This is a genomic window from Pseudomonas sp. S2_B10 (genome assembly GCF_054668425.1).
This window is the reverse complement of record NZ_CP162768.1, coordinates 1944515-1961531: the sequence shown is the minus strand read 5'-3', so window position 1 is coordinate 1961531 and position 17017 is coordinate 1944515. Positions and strand designations below refer to the sequence as shown.

The following is a 17017-nucleotide window of genomic DNA, read 5'->3' as shown; positions in this document are numbered from 1 at the left end:
GCTTGGGGTTATATGGTCAAGTGAAGAAGCGCATACGGTGGATGCCTTGGCAGTCAGAGGCGATGAAAGACGTGGTAGCCTGCGAAAAGCTTCGGGGAGTCGGCAAACAGACTTTGATCCGGAGATGTCTGAATGGGGGAACCCAGCCATCATAAGATGGTTATCTTGTACTGAATACATAGGTGCAAGAGGCGAACCAGGGGAACTGAAACATCTAAGTACCCTGAGGAAAAGAAATCAACCGAGATTCCCTTAGTAGTGGCGAGCGAACGGGGACTAGCCCTTAAGTGGCTTTGAGATTAGCGGAACGCTCTGGAAAGTGCGGCCATAGTGGGTGATAGCCCTGTACGCGAAAATCTCTTAGTCATGAAATCGAGTAGGACGGAGCACGAGAAACTTTGTCTGAATATGGGGGGACCATCCTCCAAGGCTAAATACTACTGACTGACCGATAGTGAACTAGTACCGTGAGGGAAAGGCGAAAAGAACCCCGGAGAGGGGAGTGAAATAGATCCTGAAACCGTATGCGTACAAGCAGTGGGAGCAGACTTTGTTCTGTGACTGCGTACCTTTTGTATAATGGGTCAGCGACTTATTTTCAGTGGCGAGCTTAACCGAATAGGGGAGGCGTAGCGAAAGCGAGTCTTAATAGGGCGTCTAGTCGCTGGGAATAGACCCGAAACCGGGCGATCTATCCATGGGCAGGTTGAAGGTTAGGTAACACTGACTGGAGGACCGAACCGACTACCGTTGAAAAGTTAGCGGATGACCTGTGGATCGGAGTGAAAGGCTAATCAAGCTCGGAGATAGCTGGTTCTCCTCGAAAGCTATTTAGGTAGCGCCTCATGTATCACTGTAGGGGGTAGAGCACTGTTTCGGCTAGGGGGTCATCCCGACTTACCAAACCGATGCAAACTCCGAATACCTACAAGTGCCGAGCATGGGAGACACACGGCGGGTGCTAACGTCCGTCGTGAAAAGGGAAACAACCCAGACCGTCAGCTAAGGTCCCAAAGTTATGGTTAAGTGGGAAACGATGTGGGAAGGCTTAGACAGCTAGGAGGTTGGCTTAGAAGCAGCCACCCTTTAAAGAAAGCGTAATAGCTCACTAGTCGAGTCGGCCTGCGCGGAAGATGTAACGGGGCTCAAACCATACACCGAAGCTACGGGTATCATCTTCGGATGATGCGGTAGAGGAGCGTTCTGTAAGCCTGTGAAGGTGAGTTGAGAAGCTTGCTGGAGGTATCAGAAGTGCGAATGCTGACATGAGTAACGACAATGGGTGTGAAAAACACCCACGCCGAAAGACCAAGGTTTCCTGCGCAACGTTAATCGACGCAGGGTTAGTCGGTCCCTAAGGCGAGGCTGAAAAGCGTAGTCGATGGAAAACAGGTTAATATTCCTGTACTTCTGGTTATTGCGATGGAGGGACGGAGAAGGCTAGGCCAGCTTGGCGTTGGTTGTCCAAGTTTAAGGTGGTAGGCTGAGATCTTAGGTAAATCCGGGATCTTAAGGCCGAGAGCTGATGACGAGTGTTCTTTTAGAACACGAAGTGGTTGATGCCATGCTTCCAAGAAAAGCTTCTAAGCTTCAGGTAACCAGGAACCGTACCCCAAACCGACACAGGTGGTTGGGTAGAGAATACCAAGGCGCTTGAGAGAACTCGGGTGAAGGAACTAGGCAAAATGGCACCGTAACTTCGGGAGAAGGTGCGCCGGTGAGGGTGAAGGACTTGCTCCGTAAGCTCATGCCGGTCGAAGATACCAGGCCGCTGCGACTGTTTATTAAAAACACAGCACTCTGCAAACACGAAAGTGGACGTATAGGGTGTGACGCCTGCCCGGTGCCGGAAGGTTAATTGATGGGGTTAGCTAACGCGAAGCTCTTGATCGAAGCCCCGGTAAACGGCGGCCGTAACTATAACGGTCCTAAGGTAGCGAAATTCCTTGTCGGGTAAGTTCCGACCTGCACGAATGGCGTAACGATGGCGGCGCTGTCTCCACCCGAGACTCAGTGAAATTGAAATCGCTGTGAAGATGCAGTGTATCCGCGGCTAGACGGAAAGACCCCGTGAACCTTTACTATAGCTTTGCACTGGACTTTGAATTTGCTTGTGTAGGATAGGTGGGAGGCTTTGAAGCGTGGACGCCAGTTCGCGTGGAGCCATCCTTGAAATACCACCCTGGCAACTTTGAGGTTCTAACTCAGTTCCGTTATCCGGATCGAGGACAGTGTATGGTGGGTAGTTTGACTGGGGCGGTCTCCTCCTAAAGAGTAACGGAGGAGTACGAAGGTGCGCTCAGACCGGTCGGAAATCGGTCGTAGAGTATAAAGGCAAAAGCGCGCTTGACTGCGAGACAGACACGTCGAGCAGGTACGAAAGTAGGTCTTAGTGATCCGGTGGTTCTGTATGGAAGGGCCATCGCTCAACGGATAAAAGGTACTCCGGGGATAACAGGCTGATACCGCCCAAGAGTTCATATCGACGGCGGTGTTTGGCACCTCGATGTCGGCTCATCACATCCTGGGGCTGAAGCCGGTCCCAAGGGTATGGCTGTTCGCCATTTAAAGTGGTACGCGAGCTGGGTTTAGAACGTCGTGAGACAGTTCGGTCCCTATCTGCCGTGGACGTTTGAGATTTGAGAGGGGCTGCTCCTAGTACGAGAGGACCGGAGTGGACGAACCTCTGGTGTTCCGGTTGTCACGCCAGTGGCATTGCCGGGTAGCTATGTTCGGGAAAGATAACCGCTGAAAGCATCTAAGCGGGAAACTTGCCTCAAGATGAGATCTCACTGGAACCTTGAGTTCCCTGAAGGGCCGTCGAAGACTACGACGTTGATAGGTTGGGTGTGTAAGCGCTGTGAGGCGTTGAGCTAACCAATACTAATTGCCCGTGAGGCTTGACCATATAACACCCAAGCAATTTGCTGACCTGAAAAGGCACCAGATTGCGGTGTGTGAAGACGAAACGAACCGAAAGTTCGAAGTTCACAAACACCAGCTGTCACATACCCAATTTGCTGAAGCGAGGCCATCTGGTCCCGAGTCAGTACCCGAATTTCTTGACGACCATAGAGCGTTGGAACCACCTGATCCCATCCCGAACTCAGCAGTGAAACGATGCATCGCCGATGGTAGTGTGGGGTTTCCCCATGTGAGAGTAGGTCATCGTCAAGATTAAATTCCGAAACCCCAATTGCGAAAGCAGTTGGGGTTTTGTTTTGCCTGCGAGAAAGTTTCAGCGCTATGGCGAACAAAATTGCACAGTTATTTTCGAAGCAGAACACTAGAATAGCCCCATCTTTATCGGAGCCAGAGCCTGTATGTCAGAATCGGTTGACGCCCCCGGGCTGTCAGATTTACCGCTGGAAGACTTGATAGCCTGCCACGAGTGCGACCTGCTGATGCGCAAGCCGACACTTGCCCATGGTGAGAAAGCACTCTGCCCGCGTTGTGGTTATGAGTTGTACGCCCATCGCCATAACGTGGTGCAGCGCAGCCTCGCCCTGGTGATTGCCGCGTTATTACTTTACGTGCCGGCAAACTTTTTACCCATCATGCAACTCAATATCCTCGGGCAATCCTCGCAGGATACGGTCTGGAGTGGCGTAGTCGGCCTGTTCAGCACCGACATGCAAGGTGTGTCGATCGTCGTCTTCCTTTGCAGCATGGCCATACCGTTACTGAAGTTGTTGTGCCAGCTGTTTGTCCTACTGACGATCCGCTTCAATGTCAGCCGTAGTTATGGCTTGTTGCTCTATCGTATTTACCACCACCTCAGAGACTGGGGCATGCTCGAGGTCTACCTCATGGGCGTGCTTGTCGCGATCGTGAAGCTGGCGGATATGGCAGCAATTACCGTCGGCCTCGGGCTGGCATGTTTCATTGGCTTGTTATTGGTGCAAGTCTGGCTGGAGGTGGTGATGTCACCGCATCAGATCTGGCAGGCATTATCAGGAGAGGATGCCCATGCGGGCGATTGATGCGGGCATTCTGGTGTGCACCGAATGCCACGAGCTGAACAAGCAGGAAGCTGACGTCGACGAGCAGAGCTGTACCCGCTGCGGCGCGCAGGTTCACGCTCGCCGCCCCAACAGCTTGACCCGCACCTGGGCGCTGTTGATCACGGCAGCCATTATCTATGTTCCGGCGAATGTCTTGCCGATCATGACGGTCAGTTCTCTGGGCCAGGGTGAACCGAGCACCATCATGTCCGGCGTGATTGAACTGGTTCAGCACGGCATGATCCCGATCGCCACCGTGGTGTTCATCGCCAGCATTCTGGTGCCCACGTTCAAACTGGTCGGCATCGCATTGTTGCTGTTTTCCGTGCAGCGCCGGCAGCCATTGTCGGCCCGTCAGCGCATCTGGATGTATCGATTCATCGAGTTCATCGGCCGCTGGTCGATGCTCGATATTTTTGTGATCGCCATTCTCGTGGCGGTCGTCAACTTCGGCCGGATAGCCAGTGTCGAAGCCAATCTGGGCGCCGTCGCCTTCGCCTCTGTGGTGATTCTGACGATGCTCGCCGCAGTAACTTTCGATCCCCGACTGATTTGGGATAACACGGAGTCGGACGACGACCATGACTGATTTGCCTGTAGCGAAAACCCGACCGGCTTCGAACTGGTCGGCCATTTGGGTGCTGCCTCTGATCGCGCTGATCATCGGCGGCTGGCTCGGCTGGCGTGCTTATTCCGAGACCGGTATCGAAATTCAGGTGCGCTTCGAAAGCGGCGAAGGCATCCAGGCCAACAAGACTGAAGTGGTCTACAAAGGCATGCCGGTCGGCAAGGTCAAGACGCTCAAGCTCGACGATGAGGGCAACTCGAAAGGGGTGATCGCCACCATCGAGATGAACAAGGATGTTGAGCAGTACCTGAAGACCAGCACGCGGTTCTGGCTGGTCAAACCGAGCGTGACCCTGGCCGGTATCACCGGTCTGGAAACATTGGTCTCGGGTAACTATGTCGCCATCAGTCCCGGTGAAGGCGAGCCGGTGCGCAAGTTCAAGGCACTCGCCGAAGAACCGCCGCTGTCCGACGCCAAGCCCGGTCTGCACCTGACCATCAAGGCCGATCGCCTAGGCTCGTTGAATCGCGGCAGCCCGGTGTTCTACAAACAGATCAAGGTCGGTCAGGTCAAAAGCTACGTGCTGTCCGAGGATCAGAGCACCGTTGAACTTAAGGTGTTCATTGAGCCTACCTACGCCAAACTGGTGCGCAAACATACTCGTTTCTGGAACGCCAGCGGCATCAGCATCGACGCTAACCTGTCCGGCGTGAAAGTGCGCAGTGAATCCCTGGCCAGCATCGTCGCCGGTGGTATCGCGTTCGCGACGCCGGAGAATCGCAAGGACAGTCCGGCGACCGACCCGAGCCTGCCATTCCGTCTCTATGAAGACTTCGACGCTGCCGCTGCCGGCATTCGCGTGAAGGTCAAACTCAGCGATTTCGAGGGCCTGCAAGCCGGTCGCACGCCGGTGATGTACAAAGGCATTCAGGTCGGCAACCTGAAAGCGCTCAAAGTCGATCCGGACCTGAACAGTGCAACAGCCGAGCTGACCCTCGATCCGTTGGCCGAAGACTATCTGGTTGAGGGCACGCAGTTCTGGGTGGTCAAACCGTCGATATCCCTTGCCGGTATTACCGGCCTGGAAGCGCTGGTGAAAGGTAACTACATCGCCGTGCGTCCGGGCGACAAAGGCGCTGCGCCGAAACGCGAATTCGAGGCGCGACCGAAAGCACCACCGCTGGATCTGCGTTCGCCGGGCCTGCATCTGGTGTTGTTTACCGATTCGCTGGGTTCGATCGATGTCGGCAGTCCGATTCTGTACAAGCAGGTCAAGGTCGGTTCGGTGCAGAGCTACCAGTTCTCCAGAACCAAGAAGCAGCTGGTCATCGGCGTGCACATCGAGAAGGAATATGAAAACCTGGTCAACGCTTCGACGCGCTTCTGGAATGTCAGCGGCATTACCCTCACGGGTGGCTTGACCGGCGGCATTCAGGTCAAAAGTGAATCTTTGCAAACCCTGATGGCCGGTGGTATTGCCTTCGAAACCCCACAAGCCAATGCGCCGTTGAAGAAACGTATCCCGCGCTTCCGTCTGTTCGCCGATCACGATGAGGCGAACAAGAAAGGTGCAGTCGTTACCATCAAAGTCGATCGCGCCGACGGTTTGAGCAGCGGTACGCCAGTGCGTTTCAAGGGGTTGGACGTAGGCAAGATTGAAAGCGTCGATCTGACCGACGACATGCAGTCGGTGATCCTCACCGCCCGCATCACCGAAGTGCCGGAGAAGATTGCGCGAGTCGGCAGTCAATTCTGGGTGGTCAAGCCGGAACTGGGTTTGATCAAGACGCAGAATCTGGAAACGCTGGTCACTGGCAAATACATCGAAGTCCAGCCGGCGGCGAAGAATCTCGGCCCGCAGAAGAACTTCGTTGCCTTGGCCGAAGCGCCGGAAGTCACCAAGCAAGAAGCGGGTCTGAGTCTGGTGTTGAGCGCCGCACGTCGCGGTTCCTTGAAGCCCGGCGTACCAGTGACCTACCGTGAAATCACGGTTGGCAAGGTCACCGGTTATGAGTTGGGCCAAACGGCTGACCGTGTGTTGGTGCACATCCTGATCGAGCCGAAGTACGCGCCACTGGTGCGTAGCGGCAGCCGCTTCTGGAACACCAGCGGCGTGGGCTTCGATTATGGGTTGTTCAAGGGCGTGACGGTGCGCACCGAATCGCTGGAGACGCTGATTCAGGGTGGCATTGCCTTCGCCACCCCGGACGGTGAACGCATGGGCAACCCGGCGCGGGCCGAGCAGACGTTCCCGTTGTTCGACAAGTTCGAGGATGAATGGCTGACCTGGGCGCCGAAGATTCAGCTTGGTAAATAGCAGCGTCTGTTGAGACGCCTTCGCGAGCAGGCTCGCTCCCACAGGGGAACGCATTCCAATTGTGGGAGCGAGCCTGCTCGCGAAGGGCCCAGCCAAATCAACACAAAATCCACTCCATAAAAAAGGGCCGCGATCCCAGCAGATCGCGGCCCTTTTTGCCTTCAGCTAAAGCCGATCAAACCGCATCCAGCTCCGGCTCATCCGCCTGCACATTCAGCGTGGCCTTGACCACATCATGGCGGCGGATGTACTTCCAGTCCGCTTCATCGATGTAGATCCCGGCCGGGCCGCTGCCGCCTTCCAGGTCGATTGCGACACTGGCGCAGACCTGCGGCTTCACACTTGCGAGAATCGGCACGAAGCCCAGTTGCAGACTGGTTTCCAGCAGCGCCGCCTGGTTCTTCTCGTCGATGTCCGCCGCCTCGTCGAGGTAGTACGGCAAACGCACGCGGCCGGCCAGATCGCGATCCATCAAGTGCAGCAACAAGTACATGTTGGTCAGCGCCTTGATGGTCATGGTCGTACCGTTGGAGGCCGCGCCGTCGATGTCGGTGTGGATCACCGGTTGGCCGTTGACCTTGGTGATCTCGAAAGCCAGTTCGAACAAGTCCTTGAGGCCGAGCTGGTTGTGGTTCGCTGCCACCAGCCGCGCCAGATATTCCTTGGCCTCTTCGTTCTTGTTGTCCTGCTCGGCGCTCTGGCTGAGGTCGAACACCGACAGGGTTTCGCCTTCTTCGTACTGCCCGGCGCTGTGGATGATCTGGTCGATGTGCTTGAGTGCTTCCTTATTTGGCGCGAGGACGATGCGGAAGCTCTGCAGGTTGGAAACCTGCCGCTTGTTGATCTCGCGGTTGAACAGCGCCAGTTGATGCTCGAGGCTGTCGTAATCGCTGCGGATGTTGCGCAGAGTACGGGCGATGTCGGTGACCGCCGCGCGCCGCGCCTTGCCGAGGGTCAGGGCTTCATCGGTGCGGTGCGCGTAAGCGTTGATCAGCAGCGACAGACGTCGTTCCATGTCGTCTTCGCTGTCGAACTTGGCCACGCCTTTGAGGCGGACCTGCGCGTACAGCGCTTCGATCTGGCCATCGGCACGCAGCAGACCCTGCCAGCTGTCCTGATAGTCGTTGAGCAGCGGCAGCAGGTTGTCCATCGAATCATCGACCGGATCCATGAACGGCGTGCCGAACGGCAGATCCGCTGGCAGCAACTGACGACGACGCAGCGCGTCGTCGAGGGTGCGTTGCTTGGCCTCCATATCGGCGATCTGCCGGCCGACCAGTTGCAGCTTGGCCGACAGTTGCTGGACGCGCTCGGTGAACGCATCGCTGGAGCGCTTGAGTTCGTCCTGCGCGGCTTCCATCTGCGCCAGTTGCTCGAGCTTGTCGCTTTCTTCGGCGCTCAGGGTCTGGGTGCGACGGAAATCTTCCAGCGCCTTCTGCGCGTCCAGCACCTGCTGGTACAGCGCTTCGGTCTGGGTCTTGCTCGCGGCGCGGTCGGCGGCCACGGCCTGCTGGGTTTTCAGTTGCTTGAGCTCTTTTTCCAGACGCTCTTTCTGATCGCGCAACGCGGCGCGGTCAGCCAGAGCCTGCAAGGCCGGCGGCTCAATGTGCGAGATGTCGATCGACAGGCCCGGCACTTCGAAGCGCTCGCCCTTGAAGCCATCAAGAATCAGCTCCACGGATTTGACCCACTCACCGTTCTCGTCGAGGGTGATGCCATGTTCGCCCAGCGGCAGGCTGAACAGCGCGCTGTTGAACAGACGCATCAGACGCTCGACGTCCTGTTGCGAGAACTCTTCGCGCAGGCGGGCGTAGCTGTTGTTGTCGGCGTGATCGAGTTGTTGCTTCACTGACTTCAGGCGTTTTTCCAGATCGCGCAGACGCTCTTCGAGATCTTCTGCACTGAACTGACGCGACTGCGCCAAGGCACCGGCCAGTTCGTCGTGTGCATCCTTGGCGGCGAGCAATTGTTGCTCTAGCACTTTGAGGTCATCGACCAGGGCAAAGCGGTTCTTCAGCACCGACAACTCGCCGAGCCAGCGCTGGATGCCGGAAATTTCCCGCTCCAGACGCATCAGTTCCTGAGTACCACCGCGTTGATCGTTCTGCAGATCGTCCTGCTCGCGACGGTAGTGCTCGGCCTGGATGGTCAGCTCTTCCTTGCGCGCCGTGGCGTAGTCCGACCAGGTGCCGAGCAAGGAATCGAGCAGCGGCGACAGGCGATGCAGTTTGCCGCGCAGCACGTCGCGCTGTTTCACGCCGTTGGCCAGCGCTTCAACCAATGGGCCGGCGGCGACCAGCGAGTTGTAGTCCTGCTCCATGCGCCGCACGTCGCGGAAGGCTTCTTCGCACGCGGCGATGTAATCGACGCTGCCCGAACGCAGGCTGTGCTCGAAAGCATCGAGGAACAGTTGCTTGAGCTTGGCCGCGGTGATTTCGCGCATGTGCAGCAGGTTGATGAACAGCGCGCGGAAGGTCTTCAGGCTCTGCTCGCTGGTGGAGCGCAGCGGGATCAGCGTCAGGTCGAGCGGGATCGACGTATGGCCGCCAACCAGCAAGCGGCGCAGTTCATCCGGCTTGAGTTCGTAGGCTTTCAGGCCTTCTTTTTCCAGATTGCTGAACAGTTCTTTCTGGCGCAGGCAGGTGTCGTTTTTCTGGTAGTGGGCCAGATCGAGCTTGCCGGCGTAAGCGAAGAACTGGTGCCCGAAACCGCCGCCCGGGCCGCGACCGACCACGCCGATCACGTGGGGGCCGTGGGGCAGGTTGACTTCAACGAGGATGTAACTGGTGTCGGAGGCGAAGTAGAAGCGCCGCGATTGTTCGAGGCTGTACTTGCCGAAACTCATGTCCGACATGCGCGCCAGAATCGGGAACTGCAAGGCGTTGATCGACGCTGATTTACCGAGGTTGTTCGCGCCGTAAACCGACAACGGTTCTTCCAGCGGGAACAGACCGAGGCTGTAACCGGCGGTGTTCAAAAGGGCAAAGCGGCGGATGCCGTAGCGTTCCTGGCTCATGCATCGGACTCCTGTTCTTCGGCAATGGCGCGGGCCAGTGCGTCTTCTTCGCTTTCTTCTTCAAATTCGGAAAGATCGAGCGGATCGTCGGTTTCGAGGAATTTCGCTTCGGTTTCTTCGTCGATCAGCACCGGCGCCGGCAGCGGCAGAACGCTGTGGACGCTGGCTGCCAGGTCGCGGTCCTGCTGTACCGACAGGCACACGTCGAGGAAACGGTGCATCGGCGGCAGGAAGCGGTAGACGCCGTTTTCTTCGCCGGCAAAACCAAGTTGAGTCATGCGGCGCATGATTTTTTCTTCGAGTTCTTCGACGGTCTGCACTTCGGCCTGAATGAACAGGTCGCGGTACTTGTCCAGCAGCGACGGCAATTCTTCGCGGCCGAGACTGCCGCCGTCGAGCACGGCAATCGGGTCGCGGCCCTGATCGGCCAGGTGCTCAACGAGGATGAAGGTGAACAGCGCCAGACGCTGGGCGGTCTTGTTCACCGCTGCGGCGGCCATGTCCGGCACGAAATAGTAGAAGCCACGGGTGTCGCAGACCAGTTCAAAGCCCAGCGCCTTGAACAGCGTGCGGTACTGGTCCTGGAAATTCGACAGTTGTGCGTACAGCTCAGGATCACGGCGGCTGACGTGGTAACCCTTGAACAACTCGCGGAAGATCGGCGCCAGTTGCGACAGTTCGGAAAGATCAAGATGCATTTGGGATGCTCGCAGAATCCTCGGCGGCGGTATCGCTGGCCGAGAGCAGGGCGAAGGAGCGCAGGCTGACCTGGTGCTCGTGAGTATGGTATTCGCGGCGTTCCAGACGCTCGCGCTTGAAGCGTTTTTCCCGCGACAGGCGCGAGAACCAGTAAAGCAATTCGTCGGTGGCGCCGTCCGGTTCCTGCTCCAGCAGCCAGGTCATCAGGTCCGGCATCGGCAGGGACTCTTCGCAACGATCGACCATCTCGCGCACGGTGCGCGGTGCACGTGGGGCGTCGCCAGCCTTCTGGGTTTTGTGCGCCTTGGGGAAGCGCGCCGGTTTCGGCTCGAAACGCGCCAGGGCATACACGTAGGCTTCGACCTGACTGGCGCTGCCGAGGAAGGTGCTCTGTGGGCGGGTGAACAGCGGCATCGCCGCTTGCGGCACGGCGTCGATGCCTTTACGCCGGATCGCCGCCAGCGCCAGTGCGGCGCCACGGGTCACGGCGTTATGCCGACGCGCTTCTTCACGCAATGGCAGCAGCAGTTCGCGGGCATGGCGCAGGGTCAGTTGCGCGCTGGTCTGCATTTCGAGGATGCGCGCGTGGGTGCGCAGGAGCATGTCGTCATCGACCAGATGGCCGAGGCGCTGCTGTTCGCTGAGCATCTTCAGCAGCACGGTTTCGACCTTGCGCACGCCTTGCTCGAAGGCACCGTCGGCGTTGACCAGATCTATCATCGGCTCGACGTATTCGTCCCACGTCGCCAGGACTTCGGCGTAACGCTGACGCAGTGGAATCTGCCGGTCGCTGGTTTTCGCGCGTTCGGCCACGGCCACCAGGGCCTGTTCATCGTTGTCGAGTTTCTTCAGTACGTCGCGCACACGCATGTCGAGCAAACGCAACTGGCGCGCCAGATCGTTGCCGTCACGGACGTCGAAAGCGTCCTGTATATAACCGGCCAGACGCTCAAGGTGACGCAGGTAGGCTTCGATTTCCAGGCACAGACCGAGGCGGTGTTCGCGGCGCAGGTAGGCGAGGAAGTCGTGGATCTGCGCGTTGAGCTCGAAACGGTTCGGGCTTTTCGCCACCGGAACCAGAATATCGAGGCGAATCCACACGTCGAGCAGGCTGGTGATGTCCTGTGGCGTGCTGTCGAGTTGTTGGGCGGCCAGTTGCGTGCGCAGTTCGTTGAGGCTCAGGGTGCCTTGGTCGAAGTGCTCGCACAGTGGCTCCAGAAGTGCCCAGTGTTCAGCGAGGGCGCGCAAGACGCGCTTGGGTTCGATCATCGGAATGGCCGGCTGGTTGGCGATTAAAAGCGGCGATTGTACTGCATCACAGGCGCGGCGATTCACTCTCGGGACGGGCTGTCGCATTCTTTGCCCAAAGGGCAGCGGCGCAGCGCAGCGCGGGGTATCGATCAACAGCGAGCGATCTTGTGCGAAGGGCGGTAGAATCAGCGCACTTTCCGTTATCCACAAGTGGCCGACCTTTGCTTATCGAGTCCCGCCGCCGCGCCTATTTGAACGCCATGCAGGTGGTCAACTGGCTGCCGCGCACCGAACTGCCTTTCGCCGCACCATCGCGGCCCGAGCTGCTGGAGATGCCCGAGCCTGAAGTCGAAGTGCCGATTGCACCGGCGCCTCAGGCCGAAGCACCGGCGCAGCCTGCCGCGCGTCAGGTCGAGCGGCCGAAAATCGAAGTGCCGCGTCCGTCGCTGGCCAGTACACGCAACGGCGCCAAACCTGTGGAAGAGGTCGACGAGACGCCGGTGGTGGTCAAGCCTGCGCCAGTGCCGCCGCCGCGTTTTGCCCTGCAACTGCTGCGCGCCGGGCGCTGCCTGCTGCTGGTCGAGTTACCCACAGGCGAAGCGTTTCAGAGTCGCGATCCGGCCTACCTGCTGCTCAAGGATATGCTGCGCGCCGCCGGTTTGCCGGATGCGCCGCAGATCGTCGGCGAACCGGTGCGCTGGCCGTGGCTCAATCGCGGCACGCTGGATCAAGGCCCGGAAGCGGCGCGCGACTTCGTGCAAGGCTTCCTCTCGGTGCAGATGGAAGCAGCACCCTGCGCCTGTTTATGGCTGATCGGCCTGCCGGCGCTGAAGTTTGCCGGGGAAGCGGACGCCGAAGCGTTCAATAGTGAATTGCAGATCGAAGGTCTGGGCCTGGCCTGGGCGATTCCCGGTCTGGAACTGTTAATGGAAGAGCCACAGCGCAAGGCCGCTGTGTGGCAAGCCATGCGTCGGCTGATGGCGCGCTGGAAACAATCCGATGAGTGAGGCTGTAACCTTTCGCCCGATGACCGAGGCAGATCTGGACGCTGTGTTGAAGATCGAATACGCCGCGTACAGCCATCCGTGGACCCGGGGGATTTTTCTCGATGGCCTGGGCAAATACCAGATCTGGCTGATGTTCGAAGGCCAGCAGCAAGTGGGCCATGGCGTGGTGCAGATCATTCTTGATGAGGCGCACCTGCTCAATATCACGGTCAAACCGGAAAATCAGGGGCGGGGGTTGGGCCTGACGTTGCTCGAGCATCTGATGTCGCGAGCGTACGCGGCTGAGGCTCGCGAGTGTTTTCTCGAAGTGCGCGACAGCAACACGGCTGCGTTCAAGTTGTATGAGCGGTATGGCTTCAACGAGATCGGCCGGCGTCGCGATTATTACCCGGCGGTGGGTGGGCGTGAGGATGCGGTGGTGATGGCCTGTACCTTGGTGGATTAGGCCTGTAGGAGCTGCCGAAGGCTGCGATCTTTTGATCCTGTTTTTGTAAGATCCAAAGCAAAATCAAAAGATCGCAGCCTTCGGCAGCTCCTACAGGGGGCGAATTTCAAGTCAGCGGGTCAGCGCTTGCCATCCAGCGGATCCAGATCCGCCAGTTCCGCTTCATCCAGCCCGTCACCGCCGCCGATGTCGTTTTCACTGACCTCGCTCAAATCCCAATCCGCCGGATTGCCCTCGCCGAGTTCATCGGCATCGCGCGCGCCGTCCTCGCGAATCAACGTTTCCGGGCTCAGGTCATCGTCGGTCGGCTGATGATCATCCACCGAAGCCCCGGTCATACCCGCCTCACGCACTCGCTCAGCCGACATCAATTGTTCGCGTTCACGCTCGGGCAGTTCATCTCCGATTTTCGCGCTGGGCTCTTCGTCGTCGAAATCCAGCTCGTGCACCGAGCCCATGCGGTCTTCGTTATCGTCGATGGGTTCCGGTTGCACCGCATCATAAGGGCGTCGTGAATCAGTCATGGCAATTCCTCATACTGTGGGCCTTACTGAGTGGACTCACCGGGCGCGCGAGAATTCCAACGAAAACACTTTGCGCTGGCGGCGTGACTTCGACGGGTGGTCGTCTATCAAACCTGCGCATCTTTCTTGAGGCCTTATCCATGCACGATCTACAAGACCTGATTGATAACAACGAGCGTTGGGCTGACGCGATCACCAAGGAAGACCCGGACTTCTTCGCCAAACTGGCGCGCCAGCAGACCCCGGAATATCTATGGATCGGCTGCTCCGACGCGCGCGTGCCGGCCAACGAAATCGTCGGCATGCTGCCGGGCGATCTGTTCGTACACCGCAACGTCGCCAACGTCGTGCTGCACACCGACCTCAACTGCCTCTCGGTGATCCAGTACGCGGTGGATGTGCTCAAGGTCAAACACATCCTCGTCACCGGCCACTACGGCTGCGGCGGCGTGCGCGCGTCGATGCAGGATCGCCAGTTCGGCCTGATCGATGGCTGGCTGCGGTCGATCCGCGATCTTTATTACGAAAAGCGCGAAGAGCTGGCCAAGCTGGCGACCGAAGAAGAGCAGGTCGATCGCATGTGCGAACTCAACGTGATCCAGCAAGTGGCCAACGTCGCGCATACCAGCATCATCCAGAACGCTTGGCATCGCGGACAGCCGCTGTCGATCCACGGCTGCATCTACGGGATCAAGGACGGCCGCTGGAAAAGTCTCAATACCACCATAAGCGGTTTCGAACAGTTGCCGCCGCAATACCGCTTACGTCCGGTCGGCGCCCCGTAACCACGGCGTTCAGTTACGGCCTGGATGCCGCCAGCGCTGTAAAAAGCGCTGGCCTTCAGGCGTGGGTGGATCGTCGTAACCGGTGATCCACCCACGGCAGCGCGACGAGCCGCAATCGCAGGCGAACTGGCGTAGCAGTTTGTCTTCGGTCGATGCGTAATCGATGCTCAGATGTTCGCCGCTATGGATATCTTTCAAGGCCCACAGCCACAACTCGCTCATGTCGAGAAATACATTCGGATCGCAGGCGTGCTCGAGCACACCGCAAAAGCGCGGATCGTAAACGTGGATGCCGGTTTGCAACTGACGGGTCTGTCGACAGCGATAGGGCAGCAATTGCCCGGAAACCCGGCACATTCGGCTAATGCGCAGAAACTCGCGGCGCGCGACCACCGCCGTGGCCATGCCACGTTCGTCGTGGATAATCTGAAAGTCCTGGCAGGATGGAAAGCCCAGTCGCACCGGAAGTCCGGCGAACGGATAGATGCCTTCTGTATCGCGTGGAAGGTGCCGGCCCATGGCTTGATTGTTCATAACGATCCTTGTTGTTGAGTGTTGCCTCCGGGTTGTGCCCATGCCCCGCCAGGCGAGGCATGATTGGATCCAAGCGTCGCGCAATTGAAGGTAGCGGTCTACTGTCAAACCTGACAGGCGCGATCACCGCTGGCCCGCGTCAGCATTGGCTGACACGGGGGACTCCAGTAGCGATTACAGAGTTGGTGCGGGCACGGCGGCCGCAGGCAGTGGCGCTTTCAGCTGTTGCAGCTGTGTCTTGATGCGTGGCGTGGCGCACTTGGCAGCCGCTTGTTCAGCGCTGAGGTTGCGGATCGAGGTATAGAACAACTCGCAGGTTTTGACCTTTTGCGTCACCTGCCATGTTTGCGTGCAACTGTTCAGCGTGGCCTGCGCATCGCTGCCCGGTTTGCTGCCCATTGCCGCCTGCCAGCAGGCAGCACTCAAATCCTGGCCCATGACTTTCAAGCCCGCCGCGTCTGCCTTCGCCTGGGCATCGTCGCCGGTATAGCTTTTCGGATCGGCGGCGTACCAGATATAGCTCGGATGATTCGAGCCGAGCACCGGCACATTCACTCCTTCGGCCGGACTGATGCTCGCCAGCCCCAGCACCCCCAAGGTCGGCCCGTATTGTTCCTTGATCCAGTTGCGCACCGGCGCCCCGAACGCAACCATCGGCAGCGTCGCGCCGCTGGCGGTCTGGCTGAACTGCTTGACCAGCGTGGTCTGGTAATCCTTGAAGTAGTCGTAGACATCCTCCAGATCCCCGCCGGCATTGGACGGCGCGGCGATCGGCGCGATGTCGATGATGGTCTGGTAAGCCGGCGTCTGCCCGGCGGGGATGCCGTTATCGGTCAGCAACGTCGCCCAGCGATCGGTGGTGTTCGAGCGCAGATAGTCCTGCGCCTGGGTCAGCGAGTAGTCAGGCGGGAAGTGCAGCAACTCGACGCTCTTGCGATTTTCAAAGGCCATGCCCAACGGCAGGAACAGATACCAGCTGTAGGCCCATTTGCCATCGGCATTCAGCTTGCTGGCGCCGGCATAAGCCAGGTCGCCGGCGTCGAGCAACGCCGACAGCGGCTTGTCATAGCCGTCCGGCACTCCGGTGATCTCGGCGTAAAGCTGATCGTTGTCGGTTTTCACCAGCACCTTGGCATCGGCGTAACCGTCGCGCTGGACGCTCTGGCTCAGGTAGTGAGCAACGGTCTGCTCCAGCGTCCAATTGCGAAAGCAGATCACGCTGCAATTGTTGGGGTAGGCGAAGAGGCGGGTGACGCGCTCGGTGCTGCCCAGTTTTACGTCGACATCGGCGTGGACGGCGGCGCTTAGCGTCAGTGCAACGAGGGTAAGTCCTGCGAGTTTGAACATGCTCAGATCCTTTTCAGCGTGGGTTCCCCTCGATTTGGGGGCGCTTCATAGTGGATCAGTGGTGTTTGACAGAAAAGCGGTTGAGTGTGGATTCTTGCCTGAATGCGGTATTACCCAAGCAGCGCACATATTGTTACGGCTGTGCCAACAAGCACGCTGCCTGGTGCGCGTCCGCACTGCTAGACTGCAGCGACATCGAATTTTCCAAGGGTGAGTCATGAAGCCTTCTACTGCTCTCGACATGCAAAGGTCCGCCGTCCGCGAAGTGATCGGGCGCTTTCGCGTGGCCAACCCGCGTGTATTTGGTTCAGCATTGCTGGGGACGGATCTGGACGGCAGCGATCTCGATCTGCTGGTTGACCCACTGCCCGGCACGACGCTTTTTGATCTGGGCGGACTTCAGGTTGAGCTTGAAGACCTGCTGGGTGTTGCGGTCGAGGTGCTGACCCCCGGCGACCTGCCAGTGAAATTTCGTCAGCAGGTGCTTGATCAGGCGCGACCCGTCTAAAGCAGCGATCAA

The 17017-nt window shown here is 58.5% G+C and carries 13 protein-coding genes and 2 rRNA genes; 9 read left to right on the top strand and 6 right to left on the bottom strand.

What is annotated here, in order from left to right; genetic code table 11:
• Positions 1-14 precede the first annotated feature (14 nt).
• The 5 genes from AB4O45_RS08685 (at position 15) to AB4O45_RS08665 (ending at position 6889) form a co-directional block, all read left to right on the top strand.
• Positions 15-2908, top strand: a 23S ribosomal RNA gene (locus AB4O45_RS08685).
• A 153-nt stretch (positions 2909-3061) separates the two neighbouring features.
• Positions 3062-3177: ribosomal RNA gene (rrf, locus tag AB4O45_RS08680) — 5S ribosomal RNA — on the top strand.
• A 146-nt stretch (positions 3178-3323) separates the two neighbouring features.
• Complete coding sequence (locus AB4O45_RS08675; RefSeq protein WP_150741809.1) at positions 3324-3983, top strand: paraquat-inducible protein A; 660 nt, start codon at positions 3324-3326, stop codon at positions 3981-3983.
• Positions 3970-4593, top strand: a complete 624-nt coding sequence (locus AB4O45_RS08670; protein ID WP_056790346.1) for a paraquat-inducible protein A — start codon at positions 3970-3972, stop codon at positions 4591-4593. Before AB4O45_RS08675 ends, AB4O45_RS08670 begins: the two co-directional genes overlap by 14 nt.
• A complete protein-coding gene (locus tag AB4O45_RS08665) occupies positions 4586-6889 on the top strand; it encodes a PqiB family protein (RefSeq protein ID WP_016773187.1) in 2304 nt (767 codons plus the stop codon). The genes AB4O45_RS08670 and AB4O45_RS08665 overlap by 8 nt, the downstream gene beginning before the upstream one ends.
• A 175-nt stretch (positions 6890-7064) precedes the next feature.
• Here the strand turns inward: AB4O45_RS08665 and mksF are convergent, their stop codons facing one another.
• The 3 genes from mksF to mksB are packed head-to-tail and all read right to left on the bottom strand — an operon-like array spanning position 7065 to position 11873.
• Complete coding sequence (gene mksF, locus AB4O45_RS08660) at positions 7065-9905, bottom strand: Mks condensin complex protein MksF (RefSeq protein WP_460161311.1); 2841 nt, start codon at positions 9903-9905, stop codon at positions 7065-7067.
• A complete protein-coding gene (gene mksE / locus AB4O45_RS08655; RefSeq protein WP_460161310.1) occupies positions 9902-10603 on the bottom strand; it encodes an Mks condensin complex protein MksE in 702 nt (233 codons plus the stop codon). Before mksE ends, mksF begins: the two co-directional genes overlap by 4 nt.
• Positions 10593-11873 (bottom strand): Mks condensin complex protein MksB, encoded by a 1281-nt coding sequence (mksB, locus tag AB4O45_RS08650; protein ID WP_160768349.1) that lies wholly within the window; start codon positions 11871-11873, stop codon positions 10593-10595. Before mksB ends, mksE begins: the two co-directional genes overlap by 11 nt.
• A 242-nt stretch (positions 11874-12115) precedes the next feature.
• Between mksB and AB4O45_RS08645 the strand changes: the two genes are divergently transcribed.
• Entirely contained in the window at positions 12116-12862 is a 747-nt protein-coding gene (locus AB4O45_RS08645; RefSeq protein WP_460161502.1) for an energy transducer TonB, read from the top strand.
• Positions 12855-13307, top strand: coding sequence for a ribosomal protein S18-alanine N-acetyltransferase (rimI, locus tag AB4O45_RS08640; RefSeq protein ID WP_039761243.1), 453 nt, complete (start codon positions 12855-12857; stop codon positions 13305-13307). Before AB4O45_RS08645 ends, rimI begins: the two co-directional genes overlap by 8 nt.
• A 119-nt stretch (positions 13308-13426) precedes the next feature.
• Here the strand turns inward: rimI and AB4O45_RS08635 are convergent, their stop codons facing one another.
• Positions 13427-13831, bottom strand: coding sequence for a serine kinase/phosphatase (locus AB4O45_RS08635; protein ID WP_460161309.1), 405 nt, complete (start codon positions 13829-13831; stop codon positions 13427-13429).
• Positions 13832-13971: 140 nt separating this feature from the next.
• Here AB4O45_RS08635 and can point away from each other — a divergent pair, with 140 nt between their 5' ends.
• Positions 13972-14616: a carbonate dehydratase gene (can, locus tag AB4O45_RS08630; protein ID WP_039761245.1), complete on the top strand. Its 645-nt coding sequence runs from the start codon at positions 13972-13974 to the stop codon at positions 14614-14616.
• Positions 14617-14625: 9 nt separating this feature from the next.
• Here the strand turns inward: can and AB4O45_RS08625 are convergent, their stop codons facing one another.
• Positions 14626-15150 carry an SET domain-containing protein gene (locus AB4O45_RS08625; protein WP_095181644.1) on the bottom strand — a complete coding sequence of 175 codons (525 nt, stop codon included), beginning with the start codon at positions 15148-15150 and terminating at the stop codon, positions 14626-14628.
• 174 nt (positions 15151-15324) lie between these two features.
• Complete coding sequence (locus tag AB4O45_RS08620) at positions 15325-16497, bottom strand: hypothetical protein (protein ID WP_460161308.1); 1173 nt, start codon at positions 16495-16497, stop codon at positions 15325-15327.
• Between the two features lie 217 nt (positions 16498-16714).
• On the opposite strand from AB4O45_RS08620, the gene AB4O45_RS08615 reads away from it, so the two are divergent.
• On the top strand, positions 16715-17005 hold the full coding sequence (locus AB4O45_RS08615; protein WP_042609686.1) for a nucleotidyltransferase family protein: 291 nt from the start codon (positions 16715-16717) through the stop codon (positions 17003-17005).
• The last annotated feature ends 12 nt before the right edge of the window (positions 17006-17017 follow it).

What these genes read in the sequence shown, in the direction of transcription:
- AB4O45_RS08675 (WP_150741809.1), top strand. Translation starts at nt 3,324, where the DNA reads ATGTCAGAATCGGTTGACGCCCCCGGGCTGTCAGATTTACCGCTGGAA.
- rimI (WP_039761243.1), top strand. Translation starts at nt 12,855, where the DNA reads ATGAGTGAGGCTGTAACCTTTCGCCCGATGACCGAGGCAGATCTGGAC.
- AB4O45_RS08615 (WP_042609686.1), top strand. Translation starts at nt 16,715, where the DNA reads ATGAAGCCTTCTACTGCTCTCGACATGCAAAGGTCCGCCGTCCGCGAA.
- AB4O45_RS08670 (WP_056790346.1), top strand. Translation starts at nt 3,970, where the DNA reads ATGCGGGCGATTGATGCGGGCATTCTGGTGTGCACCGAATGCCACGAG.
- AB4O45_RS08635 (WP_460161309.1), bottom strand. Translation starts at nt 13,831, where the DNA reads ATGACTGATTCACGACGCCCTTATGATGCGGTGCAACCGGAACCCATC.
- mksB (WP_160768349.1), bottom strand. Translation starts at nt 11,873, where the DNA reads ATGATCGAACCCAAGCGCGTCTTGCGCGCCCTCGCTGAACACTGGGCA.
- AB4O45_RS08620 (WP_460161308.1), bottom strand. Translation starts at nt 16,497, where the DNA reads ATGTTCAAACTCGCAGGACTTACCCTCGTTGCACTGACGCTAAGCGCC.
- mksE (WP_460161310.1), bottom strand. Translation starts at nt 10,603, where the DNA reads ATGCATCTTGATCTTTCCGAACTGTCGCAACTGGCGCCGATCTTCCGC.
- AB4O45_RS08665 (WP_016773187.1), top strand. Translation starts at nt 4,586, where the DNA reads ATGACTGATTTGCCTGTAGCGAAAACCCGACCGGCTTCGAACTGGTCG.
- mksF (WP_460161311.1), bottom strand. Translation starts at nt 9,905, where the DNA reads ATGAGCCAGGAACGCTACGGCATCCGCCGCTTTGCCCTTTTGAACACC.
- can (WP_039761245.1), top strand. Translation starts at nt 13,972, where the DNA reads ATGCACGATCTACAAGACCTGATTGATAACAACGAGCGTTGGGCTGAC.
- AB4O45_RS08625 (WP_095181644.1), bottom strand. Translation starts at nt 15,150, where the DNA reads ATGAACAATCAAGCCATGGGCCGGCACCTTCCACGCGATACAGAAGGC.
- AB4O45_RS08645 (WP_460161502.1), top strand. Translation starts at nt 12,116, where the DNA reads ATGCAGGTGGTCAACTGGCTGCCGCGCACCGAACTGCCTTTCGCCGCA.